The organism is Pseudomonas sp. NPDC089407 (assembly GCF_044900445.1).
GTDB lineage: Bacteria > Pseudomonadota > Gammaproteobacteria > Pseudomonadales > Pseudomonadaceae > Aquipseudomonas.
Genome location: NZ_JBJDNB010000017.1, coordinates 111,559 through 123,424, shown reverse-complemented (window position 1 = coordinate 123,424; position 11,866 = coordinate 111,559). Strand labels below are relative to the sequence as shown.

8 protein-coding genes are annotated in these 11,866 nt (G+C 61.8%); 5 read left to right on the top strand and 3 right to left on the bottom strand.

Features of this window, described 5'->3' with window-relative positions:
• Positions 1-198 precede the first annotated feature (198 nt).
• Positions 199-780 carry a LysE family translocator gene (locus ACI2KG_RS15275; protein ID WP_404662493.1) on the top strand — a complete coding sequence of 194 codons (582 nt, stop codon included), beginning with the start codon at positions 199-201 and terminating at the stop codon, positions 778-780.
• Here the strand turns inward: ACI2KG_RS15275 and ACI2KG_RS15270 are convergent.
• The 3 genes from ACI2KG_RS15270 to ACI2KG_RS15260 all read right to left on the bottom strand — a co-directional run bounded on the left by ACI2KG_RS15270 (position 725) and on the right by ACI2KG_RS15260 (position 3,948).
• A complete protein-coding gene (locus tag ACI2KG_RS15270; RefSeq protein ID WP_404662492.1) occupies positions 725-1,558 on the bottom strand; it encodes an AraC family transcriptional regulator in 834 nt (277 codons plus the stop codon). The two genes, ACI2KG_RS15275 and ACI2KG_RS15270, sit on opposite strands and share 56 nt — an antisense overlap.
• A 43-nt stretch (positions 1,559-1,601) precedes the next feature.
• Positions 1,602-2,720, bottom strand: a complete 1,119-nt coding sequence (locus ACI2KG_RS15265) for a glycosyltransferase 61 family protein (protein WP_400618004.1) — start codon at positions 2,718-2,720, stop codon at positions 1,602-1,604.
• 73 nt (positions 2,721-2,793) lie between these two features.
• Complete coding sequence (locus ACI2KG_RS15260) at positions 2,794-3,948, bottom strand: hypothetical protein (RefSeq protein ID WP_404662491.1); 1,155 nt, start codon at positions 3,946-3,948, stop codon at positions 2,794-2,796.
• A gap of 327 nt (positions 3,949-4,275) precedes the next feature.
• On the opposite strand from ACI2KG_RS15260, the gene ACI2KG_RS15255 reads away from it, so the two are divergent.
• From ACI2KG_RS15255 to ACI2KG_RS15240, 4 genes are all read left to right on the top strand, one after another.
• Positions 4,276-8,103 (top strand): dermonecrotic toxin domain-containing protein, encoded by a 3,828-nt coding sequence (locus ACI2KG_RS15255; RefSeq protein ID WP_404662490.1) that lies wholly within the window; start codon positions 4,276-4,278, stop codon positions 8,101-8,103.
• 148 nt (positions 8,104-8,251) lie between these two features.
• Positions 8,252-9,871: an NADP-dependent glyceraldehyde-3-phosphate dehydrogenase gene (locus ACI2KG_RS15250; RefSeq protein WP_404662489.1), complete on the top strand. Its 1,620-nt coding sequence runs from the start codon at positions 8,252-8,254 to the stop codon at positions 9,869-9,871.
• Between the two features lie 112 nt (positions 9,872-9,983).
• The gene (locus ACI2KG_RS15245) at positions 9,984-10,451 is read left to right on the top strand and encodes a VOC family protein (RefSeq protein ID WP_404662488.1); all 468 of its coding nucleotides are present in this window, start codon (positions 9,984-9,986) and stop codon (positions 10,449-10,451) included.
• A gap of 63 nt (positions 10,452-10,514) precedes the next feature.
• Positions 10,515-11,696 carry a hypothetical protein gene (locus tag ACI2KG_RS15240; RefSeq protein WP_404662487.1) on the top strand — a complete coding sequence of 394 codons (1,182 nt, stop codon included), beginning with the start codon at positions 10,515-10,517 and terminating at the stop codon, positions 11,694-11,696.
• Positions 11,697-11,866: the final 170 nt, after the last annotated feature.

Sequence of the window (11,866 nt, the reverse complement as noted above, 5' to 3'; positions counted from 1 at the left end):
GCGATGGGCTGCACAGCAGCCCCGGCAGTCTTAACTGACTGGCATTAGGGCTTGCCCCGCGAAGCGCCGCGCGGGCGGCGCTCGATCTCACAGGCACCCAAAACCTAAAGGCAAGCACCCGAACGGGTACTTTTATTCAATACACCATGAAGCGGTAAGCCGAGGATGTAGCACTCCCAAACCAAACGGATCCCGCTCATGAGCCTGTCCTTGTCCATGGCCGCCTTCGCACTGGCGGCCTCGATCTCCCCCGGCCCGGTCAATATCGTCGCACTGGGCAGCGGCGCACGCCATGGCCTGCGCGCCAGCCTGGGGCATGTGGCCGGTGCCACGCTGGGTTTCTGCCTGCTGCTGGTGCTGGTCGGGCTGGGCCTGCATCAATTGCTTGTGCACTGGCCACTGCTGGGCCTGCTGTTGCAATGGGGCGGTGTGGCATTTTTACTGTATATGGCGTGGAAGCTGGCCAGTGACGACGGCAACCTGGGCAAGGCACATTCAACTCAGGCGCCCTCGGCCTGGCACGGTGCCGCTATGCAATGGCTCAACCCCAAGGCCTGGTTGGCGGCAGTAGCCGGGGTCGGCGCCTATACCGGCGGTGAACAGCACTTGCTGTGGCTGTTCACCTGGATCTATGGGCCCATCTGTTTCATTTCGGTAGCGTGCTGGGCGTGGGCAGGCAGCGTGATCCGCCAGTACCTGGGCAACCCACGGCACATGCGCCTGCTCAATCGAGGGTTGGCAGTGCTGCTGGTCGGTAGCGCGGTTTACCTGGTCCTTTGAAGCCTGCATCGCGATAATGCCCCGGTGTTGCCGCCAGGTGCTGCTTGAACACCCGCTGCAGGTGTGCCTGGTCGGCAAACCCTGCTTCCTGCGCCACGTCGGCAATGGCCCGCCCCTGACGCAACTGCGCCCGCGCCATTTGCACGCGTTGGTCAAGCAGATAGCCATGCGGTGTCAGGCCAAAGCGTTGGCGAAACGCACGTATCAGGTACGAACGCGACAGGCCGCAGGCTGCGACAATGTCTTCGAGGCACAGCGGATCGCTGCGATGAGCACGTATGAAAGCCGCCGCCGCCTCAAGCCGTGGGTTGCCTTCCCCGCTCACCTCGCCATCGCCCTCCAGCAAAGCCGGCAACTCGCTGAACAAGGCCGCCAGCCGAGCCTCGCGTTCCGGCACGCGGCTATCGAACAGGTCGGCAAAACCCTGCAACAGCCGCTGGTACAGCACAGCCGATGTGCTCATGGGCTGCGCCGGCAAGGCGAACCCCTGCGCCTGCAGCCACGGCATGTCGACAAACAGCATCAGGTAAGACCACGGCTCCCCGGCAATGGGGTTGCAGGAATGCACGACGCCTGGGTTCATCAATACGGTGGTGCCCGCCGTCACCTCGATGCGCTGCTCGCCATTAAGGTAAGTGCTGCGCCCGCCCGTGATCACCCCGATGGAAAAGCTCTCGTGAGCGTGCGCTGCATAGCACACCTGGCGCCCGTCCCCTACGCGGCGGGCTTCGACGAATGGCAACGCAGGATCGCGCCAGAAACGTGATACCTCGATCATCCCTCGCCTCACCGCAGTAGCCTGATGCGTAGATATTACACATTCAACGCGGGATCAGGTCCAATGTGCGTTCAACTTCATCGATATCGACCCTGAAGCCGTCGCCTTCCGGAATACCTACCACAAAGGCGAAATGCTGATGGTCACGGTCCGTCAGGTACTTGTAGTAGCTGACAAAGCGGTTCGGCGGCTGCAACGCCACCACGCAACCGCCAGCCTGCAGCACATTCACCCCGTGCACCAGCTGGCTGCCCTCCACCCCGATGACCACCTTGGCCCCGGCGCAGGCCGCAATAATGCTCGGCACATCAGACTTCAGCGGGTTGACGACGCGAAAACCCCGCGTCACGCGCAGGTGCTCGGCCAGTTCCAGTTCGTTGCGCAGCATGCGCAGTTCGCCGTCACCACCGCGCAGCAGAAACACCCCGGGGTGCGGCGCATGCGGCACATGCGACAGCAGCTTGTCACCCATGGCCCGATAGCGGGCGTGCCGGCTGCGGTTATTACTCATGTCATCGAACAGTACCAGTTCCCGGAAAAAGGCACTGCGCAGGCGCAACGGCTTCATGTCCAGCCAGTCTTCATAGGCCGGCCCCTGGGTAAACAGCGGGTATCTGGCAGAAGGCGCGGTGGTCACCGGGATACCCTCGTTACAGGCCAGCGCATAGGTCGGGCAATCTTCCATCAGCCAGGTGCCGAACCAGCTATTGCCGTTCTGCGTGCAGTAGATGGCGCCGCGATCGATTTCGTTGTCAACGATGACGGTCGGGAACCTGTTCGGCTTCTGCGAAAGCCAGTGGCTGGCGTTGCCCTTGTACAACGCCCCATCGACCAGCCATACGTCCTTGACCAGGTATCCGCGGGTTGGCCCGTGCAGCGCGTTGGTACCGCCCTCCATGGTGCGTGCCGGGTGCACGTAGGGGTAGAAGCGCTTGCCTTCCCACCCTGTCACCCGCTCCAGCTGGCCAGGCAGGTAAATGGCCGGCGGTGTCACCGCAGCTTCGCCCGGCGCGATGTCCCAGCTTTTGCTGGCAATGCTCTTGAGGTCGATAGCCTGGTGCTTGCCCAACCGCTTGCGCGCTATGTAGCGGTAAGCGGCCAACGTCCAGTTGTGCTGTTTACCGGCAGTCGAAGCACTGAACTGCGAGACGTCGCTTCCCATGAAGCGTTCCCCCTTGATGACGAGGTCCAAAGCCTGGCGCGAGGCGCCTGATCAATGCGTTCCCTGCAACCCCTTAACTGCACATGACCCGCTCCATGGCGGGCGGTGACTGCAGGTTGGCGTAACGGCTGCGCAACGCTTCGACGAACGATTCGCCTGCACCGTTACCGCCATAGAGGTAAATCTTGTGCAGGCCGCCGAACACCATTTCGTGGTAACGGCTGGCAACTTCCTCATCGCTAGGCCCTTCTGGCAAGCCAAGGTGCAAGGTCAGTTTGTCGCCTTCCACCGCAAACATCGGCGTATCCCAGAGAAATTTCGCCGTTCCCGTCTTGGGCAAACGGACAAACAGATAAGCATGGTTGCCCAGCGAGTCGATATCTCCCCCGCGACGGCGCTTCCACTTCAGCAGGCCGTCATCGGGACGCGCCAGGCACAGGCCAATGTCGTAATAATCGAAACCCTGTTCCAGTGCCCATTCGAGGGCCATGAACGTGGTTATCGAATTCACCTCGCGCAAGCGCTTGGCGTCAGAAAATACCGCTTCGCAATAACCGAAACGCAAGGTACTCCAATAGCGCTTGCCGCCACGCACCACTTCGCAGCCAAGGTGGCAACCGATGACCTCATCACCCAAGGTGATCAAGTCGAGCCGGCCAACGCTTTTGGCGATGCGAAACACCTCATCCGTGGGGAACTGCGCAGCATGCATGCCTTGCCTGGCAGTGGCATACGGGCGCAACAGGTCACGGTCGGCCATGGCGATCTCGTCATCCGAAAGCGCCTGGCGCATCTGGTACAGCGGGCGGTGCTTGCGGATACTGCGCCGCAGTTCGCTGTCGTAGCGCGCGGTGATGTCTTCCAGCGCACGCCCCAGTGGCACCACCGCGCTCAGGTAGTGCGGTACCGACAAAGCGCCGGAAGTAGGCACTTCGCTGACCAGCACCACGTGGTTGGCTGCTGTGGTTGCGCTGGCGCTATCAACGATCAAGGCACTGCCTTGCCCTTTGCCAGCGATCAGCAGCTTGGCCATCTCCCGCTGCTGCTTGCGGCCGATGTAGAGAATTTCGTAAGGGCTCTCCTGCTGCGGCCGGAACCTCGCAACCTCCCAGCGCCACAAGCAGGCACGAGCCATCACTTCACGCAGCTGGCTGCCCAGCAGTCTGATTTCGTAACGCTGGGAGGGCGAGATGAATTTTCGCGCCACGGCTGTCAGGGTCGCTTTCATTTCTTCTTCGACGTCCTTATGAAGTTACCCTAGGGCCTATCAGAAAAGAGAACAAATCAGAGGAAGACACTTAACATCTTGATATATATAGATGAACCGCACATTGAAAACCTCACATTCAGTAACAATTTAAGATGCCACGAAACACTTTGGCAAGTGGCACTTCAATAGCATTTGAAGAAGTTTCATGGCGTCAAATTTCCTTCACTAAAAGCCAGGCTGAATAAAACTTAGCTATAAGCGTGCCCGACCCAAGCGATATCCAAGTACCACTTCGCTATTACCGAATAACGTTTGATGCCTCCTTCGCATAACAGGAGCATCACCATGCCGGTCAATAATCCCCACCAAGCGCTGCTTGCGGCCCAGCTACCACTTTGGGCTCGCCAGGCAGCGCCCAATCACTGGGCGGGCTTGAAGCAAAGCCAGGACGCGCAGTGGCAGAGACAGGACTGGTTCGCCAACGCCGCGCCCGACCTGCGCCAGGCGGTGCATGCCAGCCATACACGCTTGATGCGCTCGCAAGCAGCCCTGGCCCGCTCGCTCAAGGGGCTCAGGCAGATCAGCGAATTCGCCGAGCCGCTGCTGCAAGGTTGCCTTGCCCAACATGGCGTTCACGCACCCGTGCGCAATTGCCAGCTCCTGCGGGTTGAACATAACTGGCACTGGATTGGGCTGCGTTATCTCAACAGTCATCGCCGCGACAACCTGCTGCAGGCCGCCCTGCAGAACTTCGCTGATGACGAGGCCTTTACCGCCGAGAGCGCTATTGCCTTGAGTGATGACATTCATGTGGCCAAGGTTGAGGTACAAGGCTCAGCGCCCATTGGCATGCAAGCACCGGTTGCACACTTTGCGTTAAGTTCGGAGCGCTATCAGGTGGAGCGCCTGCCACTCACCCCCGAAACCTTCGCCACACTGTGCCGGGCACTGGACCTTGGCGGCGCGTACCAGACACACCTGGCGCAGCACTTCGCCCCACCTGGCGTGCGTACGCAGGCCACGCGCGTACAACGGGACCGCCTGCGCCTGGCGGCCGACCTTGCCTTTATGCAACACCTGCTGGACGGCAACGCGCGGGATGCCATCGAGCGGCTACTGCAAGGCGGTAACGTGCGGTGCTGGCAGCTGGCGCTGTTCGGTCACACCCTGAACGAAGTGATGCTGGTCGAGGTTGGCCGCACGGGGCTGGCGCTGTTCATGCCCGGCCATGAACCGGCCTTGCGCCAATGCAACAACCTTGAAGCGGTGCACGAAGCGCTAGCGACCTTGTTGCTGGAGCCCGCAGCGCGTCAGGCTTTCATGGCCTACATCACTCAGGATGAGCGCGCACATTTTCTTGACCTGCTGCAACAGAACCTTGATGCCACAGGCAATTGCGCCATTGATCAACCTTGGCAGCGCGCAGCGCACGCCGACCTGCGCCCGACGCGCCAGGCGATCACGACCGAGCCGTTCGGCTTCTATCAGGACCTGCACGTAGCCCGTCTGAAGCATGAAGCCGGCCTGCTTGCGGTCCCCACCGCGCAGGCAGATGCCACTGCCCGCGCCAGGCGCCAGGAAGAATGGGAAAACCTCGGGCTGGACGCCCTGAACATCGCCGGTTTCTTCATACCCGCCGTCGGCACCCTGATGCTGGCCGTGACCGCATGCCAACTGCTGGGCGAAGCCTACGAAGGCTACGAGGCCTGGGAAGCCGGCGACCGCCATCTGGCGCTGCAGCACCTGGAGGCGGTCGGCCTGAACCTGGCATTGATTGGCGGCTTCGTCGCGGCGGGCAAAGTGCTCCCCAAGCTGTTCAACAGCCCTTTGCTGCAGAACCTGCAGGAAGTGCGCGGCAGCGACGGGCGCTACCGCCTGTGGAACACAGACCTCACGCCCTATCGCAGTAACGTGGAACTGCCGGAGAACCTGCAGCCCAATACCCAAGGCCAGTACCTGCACCAAGGGCGCCACTTTATCCGCATGGACGGCCAGCTCTACGAACAGCGTTACGATGCCCACCGCCAGCAATGGCGCATCGTCCACCCGGATGTGCCAGACGCCTGGCAACCACCCCTGGAGCATAACGGCCAAGGCGCCTGGCACGGCCAGCATGAACAACCCACCGAGTGGTCATTTTCAACCCTCGCGCGCCGCCTGGGTGAGCCCTTCGCAGCCTTCGCCCCTGAACAACTGAAGCAGGCCGCTCGCATCTGCGGCCTCGACGCCGAGCGTTTGCGCCAGGTGCATCTGCAAGGCCAGCCTGCGCCACCGCTGTTTCTTGATACCTTGCAACGCATGGCGGCACAGGCCGAAGTACTGGCCCAAGGCGCCACAGCAACGCCAAGTCTTTTTGAGCAGCTCTATAACGGTATTACGCCCATCAGCCCGGCGGAGCAGCAGCTGATTACCGCCTACCCTCACCTCTCCCCGCCCCTGTCAAGGCGCATGCTGGCGTCACTGGAGGGTGTCGAAGCACTTGCCTGGCAACAGCAAGGTGAACTTCCGGCAGTTGTTCGCCAACAGATCGAACAGCTGCACAGCGAACTGCCGCTGGTCCGCGCTCTGGAAGGTGTCATGCAACCGGCGCTGGCCAGCAGCGACAGTGAAAGGCTGCTGTTCAGTGCATTGGATGCCTTGCCCGGCTGGCCTGCAGAACTGCGCCTGGAACTGCGCGGCGCAAGCCCGCATGGCCCTGTGCTGGATCACGTAGGCAGTGAACGAGCCACCACCCGGTGCCGGGTCATCAAGTCTGCAGAAGGGTATGAAGCCGATCTGGGTGATCGCCCGGCGCCGGCCAGGCGTGATGCCGACCTGTGCCGCGCCGTGGAACAGGCACTACCACGCCGGCAGCGCGAAGCCCTGGGTATTGTGCAAAGCAATGGCAACGTATTACACCAGCACCTGATGGCATGGGTAGATGAACATCGTTCGGTGCTTCAGCAGCGCCTCTGGGGGCCGAGTGCGCCGCGCCGTGAACCCCAAGGCTGGCTACGCGGTGGCCGCCCTTTGGCGCCGCTCCCGGCTCACCCACGCCAGACCGGCTCGCTGGTACAAAGCTATCGACGCATTTTCCCCGAGGCCACCGATGCAGAGTTTGCCGAATGGCTGGGCAACGAGCAGGAGGAACCCAACCTGTATGACATGCGCTCGGCCAGCGAGCGGCTACGCGACCTGCAACAACGTCTGCAGAACTTGCGCAACCAACTTGAAGAATGGGCAAGGCCAGACCCGGCAAACCCACACCAGCGCCACCGCGCCATCCGCCCGATCATCAACGCCTGGCGGCGCCTTTCAAGGTTGACCCTCCAGGGCGGCGAGCGCTTGTACAAGCTTGACCTGGCCAGCCGCGGCCTGCGCAACGAAGACCTGGCCAGCCTTGCCTTACCCGACGATTTCGCCCACGTGGAGCACCTTTCGCTCAGTAATAACCACACGCTCAGTCAATTGCCCGCCGAGTTCCTGCAGCGTTTTCCCGCTCTCAAGCGCCTGCTACTGACCCATTGCCGCTTCGACCAGTTACCGCGCCTGGCACGCCCGCAACAGCTGCGCTGGCTCGACCTGGACAGCAACCGCATAACCTGGGATGAACAGGCTCAGCAAACACTCAACCGATACAGTGCCCTCAGCGTGCTTGATCTGAGCGACAATCCCCTGCTTGTGGCACCGGACCTGAACTGGCTTCCCGAGCTGAAAACCTTGTTCATGACAGGCTGCGCACTCACCGAACTTCCACCGGGCCTGGGCTTGGTCAGCGAGCCGTTCATGCTCGATCTTTCGGCCAATCAGTTCCGCCAGTTGCCTGCCGGGTTCAACGTTGCTCGGCCTGTCGCCGACGCCCTGCGCCTTGAAAGCGAGTGGCTGGGCGAAACGGCACTTGCAGAAATCGATGCCTACAACAGCATTCATCAGATAGACCTGCTGGTCAGTGAAAGTGATTATGAGGAATTCTTTTACCAGACAGGCCCGGCACAAACCGCCTTGTGGCAACGCTTGCCACTGCAGTACCGCCGCGACCTTCGGCCATTGCTGGACGTTGAACCCTTCCTGTCACACCCGCATCAGGCCCGCACAGAGTTCTGGCGCCGCCTTGCTGTGATCGATGCAGATACCGTACTACGCGAGGAGTGGCTTTCGCACCCACCGTACAACCTTTTCAACCTGCCGCTTTGACCCTTACCCACGGTGCCTGCCGACGCGTAGGCAGGCACTGTCGGCCATGTTAAGCCAGACTGGTGTTTTTCCGGCAGCCGGTGCATGCTCGTAGCTGAAGCGTTTCACCCGGCTAGAAATTCGCCCTGTCATGTGAGGTGCAGTACCCATGGACCGTCTGCTCGATTCACTTTTCCCCAGCGCCGAGAACATTCCCGAAACCTGGCGCCTGGGAGCCCCGCTGGAACAACGCGACTACCTGGTAAACGGAGCACTCAAGCGCTGGGACGGCCCGCTGGCCACGGTGCGCAGCCCGGTCTGGCTCAAGGAAGGTAACGAGGAGCGCCAGGTGCTGCTGGGCAGCGCCCCGCTGCTCGATGCCGACACCGCGCTCACCGCCCTAGACGCCGCCGTGCAGGCCTACGACAAGGGCCGTGGCGCCTGGCCCAACATGCGCGTGGCCGAGCGTATCCAGCACGTCGAAACCTTCCTTGCACGCATGCGTGAGCAGCGTCAGGCCGTGGTCAAGTTGCTGATGTGGGAAATTGGCAAAAACCTGAAGGACTCGGAAAAGGAATTCGACCGCACCTGCGACTACATCGTTGACACCATCAATGCCCTCAAGGACCTCGACCGCCGCTCCAGCCGCTTCGAGCTTGAACAAGGCACGCTGGGCCAGATCCGCCGCGCGCCACTGGGCGTGGCGTTGTGCATGGGGCCTTACAACTACCCGCTGAACGAAACCTTCACCACGCTGATCCCGGCGCTGATCATGGGCAACACCGTGGTGTTCAAGCCGGCCAAATTCGGCGTACTGCTGATTCGGCCGTTGCTTGAAGCGTTCCGCGACAGCTTCCCGCCGGGGGTGATCAATGTCATCTACGGCCGTGGCCGGGAAACCGTCAGCGCGCTGATGGCCAGTGGCAAGGTCGATGTCTTTGCGTTCATCGGCACGCACAAAGCCGCCAGCGACCTGAAAAAACTGCACCCCCGCCCCCACCGCCTGCGCGCGGCGCTGGGCCTGGACGCCAAGAACCCGGGCATCGTGCTGCCCCAGGTCGACCTCGACAACGCCGTCGAAGAAGCGGTCACCGGCGCACTGTCGTTCAACGGCCAGCGTTGCACGGCACTGAAGATCCTGTTCGTCCACGAAGACGTGGTCGACGCATTCCTCGACAAATTCCAGCGCAAGCTCGCTGCACTCAAGCCTGGCATGCCGTGGGAGCCAGGCGTGGCACTGACACCGTTGCCCGAGCCGGGCAAGGTCGACTACCTCGACAGCCTGGTCGCGGATGCCAAGGCCAAGGGCGCACAGGTACTCAACGAAGGTGGCGGGCACAGCCGCGGCTCGTTCTTCTACCCGGCCTTGCTGTACCCGGTAAACCACGACATGCGCGTGTACCACGAAGAACAGTTCGGCCCGCTGGTGCCGGTGGTGCCGTACCGCGACCTGCAGACGGTGATCGACTATGTACTGGACTCCGACTACGGCCAACAACTAAGCCTGTTCGGCAACGACCCGGCGACTATTGGTAGCCTGGTCGACATCTTTGCCAACCAGGTCGGGCGCATCAACATCAACGCGCAGTGCCAGCGAGGCCCCGACACCTACCCGTTCAACGGCCGCAAGAACAGCGCCGAAGGCACCCTGTCGGTGCATGACGCGTTGCGCGTGTTCTCGATTCGCACCTTGGTCGCCACACGCTTCCAGGAGGCCAACAAGGAACTGATCAGCGAAATCATCCGCAACCGCCAGTCCAGCTTCCTGACCACCGACTACATCTTCTAAAATCGCTGCCCTTATAGACAATCGATCTAGCACCGCTGTCGATTTCCCCTCTGTGCAAACGACTCTAAGCAACAGGGCGCCAACCGGCGCCCACTGCACAGGAGAGTCGAACATGGCAGTCAAACCCATCCCCGAAGGCCAGCACAGCATCACCCCGTACCTGGCCATCAACGACGCCGCCAAGGCCATCGAGTTCTACAAGCGGGCTTTTGGCGCAGTAGAAATGTTCCGCCTTGACGCCCCCGGCGGGCGCATCGGCCATGCCGAACTGAAGATCGGTGATTCTTCGCTGATGCTGGGTGACCCCTGCGACATGGAAGGCGGCCTTACCGCCAGCCAGAAGCTCAGCGGCGCAGGCGTGGGCCTGCACCTGTACGTCGAAGACTGCGACAAGGTCTACGCTCAGGCCCTGGCTGCCGGCGGCACGCAGTTGCACCCCTTGACCGACCAGTTCTATGGCGACCGCAGCGGTACCTTGAAGGACCCGTTCGGCAACATCTGGTTCGTCTCTACCCACAAGGAAGACCTGACCCCTGACGAAATTCGCGCCCGCGCCGCGAAGATGTTTGGCGGCAACTGACCGACAAGTTGAAAGCGGCGCGACTTTGCTTGAAGCTTGGGGCTCGTAGCTTGGAGCTGCTTCATGCGAATCATCGACAAAACCGCCGCCCAGGTGCGCAGCCTGCCCCCCGCCGAAGAAGAGCTGCTGGTCGGCTTTGCCACCGGCAGCCTGGGTGGCCCGCGCCTGCTGCAGGCCAACCAGCTGCTGATGAAGGTGCGCAACGCCAACCATTGGCTGGCCTGTGATTGCCGCAGCGACGCCCTGCCGGTGCTCAATGTCACCCTGAACGGCAATACCGGCACGCTGTTCCTCAAGAACAACCCCGGCACTGCCGAGCACGCGCCCGGCTGCCCGTTCACCAAGGACGAACGAGAGGCGGCTGAACGGGAAAACGACCCCGCGCCACCTGCCGCCTGGCTGCCGCCCGACACGCCGCTGCGCCTGATTGGCGACTTCCGTGCCGGCACCGCCAGTGCGGGCGGCGATGGCAGCGAGCGGCGCGAACAACAGCGCCTGCTGTCGCTGCTGCTGACCTGGATCGAAACCAGTGGCCTGAACCTGTATGCCACGCACCTGAAGAAGGACCTGACCGTGCAGTTTGCCGAACTGCGCAGCGTCGCCAGCCGCTACCCGCTGCTGGAGCGGGTGCCCGCCAGCAACTACCTGGAAACCCGCCTGGACATGAAGCACATGATGATGCTCAAGTCCCGCCTGCGCGAAGCCACGGTGTTCGGCAACCACCGCCGCCACGGCCTGTTGCTGGACTGTGTCGACCAGATCAAAGGGCGCAAGCTGTTCAACAACCGCAGCGAAGACGGGTTCGACTTCCAGGGGCACCACCTGTTCTGGGGTGGCAACCGCACCAGCGGGCCGCTGCTGGCGCTGATGCTCTATTCACCAACCAGTGCCGGCAGCCATTACTATGAATTGATCCATGTGGCCAGCGTGCCCGTGCTGTCACGCGCCCACCTGTTCCCGGTGTACCGCGACGAGGAACGCGAGCCGCTCAAGGCACTGGTGTCGCTGATCGACTGGATGGCCAGCAAGGGCGTGAAAGTACAGATGCGCCGGCCGGTGATTGGTGGCCAGGTAATGGATGAACTGGTGATGACCTCTGACCAGGACCGAGTGCTGTCGATATCACTGCTGGACCAGCCGATTGGCCCAGAGCCGGATGCTGAAAACTTCAAGCGTTATGCCGATTTCAAGAGCCTGGAGACTTTCCGCAAGTTCGTCGCGGGTTTCTTCATGCGTGAGCGCTGAATAGTATTTACTGGATGCGCAGTCCCTGGGAGCAACTGTCTTGCACGATTCCTATGGCCAGCACTGGCCCTTGTAGGAGCGGCCTTGCGTCGCGATGGGCTGCGCAGCAGCCCCAGGGTTTTCGCACAGATGCACAAATTGCCGGGGCTGCTTCGCAGCCCATCGCGACG

Excerpts from the sequence above, each read along its gene's own strand:
- ACI2KG_RS15275 (WP_404662493.1), top strand. The coding sequence starts at position 199 with ATGAGCCTGTCCTTGTCCATGGCCGCCTTCGCACTGGCGGCCTCGATC.
- ACI2KG_RS15270 (WP_404662492.1), bottom strand. The coding sequence starts at position 1,558 with ATGATCGAGGTATCACGTTTCTGGCGCGATCCTGCGTTGCCATTCGTC.
- ACI2KG_RS15265 (WP_400618004.1), bottom strand. The coding sequence starts at position 2,720 with ATGGGAAGCGACGTCTCGCAGTTCAGTGCTTCGACTGCCGGTAAACAG.
- ACI2KG_RS15260 (WP_404662491.1), bottom strand. The coding sequence starts at position 3,948 with ATGAAAGCGACCCTGACAGCCGTGGCGCGAAAATTCATCTCGCCCTCC.
- ACI2KG_RS15255 (WP_404662490.1), top strand. The coding sequence starts at position 4,276 with ATGCCGGTCAATAATCCCCACCAAGCGCTGCTTGCGGCCCAGCTACCA.
- ACI2KG_RS15250 (WP_404662489.1), top strand. The coding sequence starts at position 8,252 with ATGGACCGTCTGCTCGATTCACTTTTCCCCAGCGCCGAGAACATTCCC.
- ACI2KG_RS15245 (WP_404662488.1), top strand. The coding sequence starts at position 9,984 with ATGGCAGTCAAACCCATCCCCGAAGGCCAGCACAGCATCACCCCGTAC.
- ACI2KG_RS15240 (WP_404662487.1), top strand. The coding sequence starts at position 10,515 with ATGCGAATCATCGACAAAACCGCCGCCCAGGTGCGCAGCCTGCCCCCC.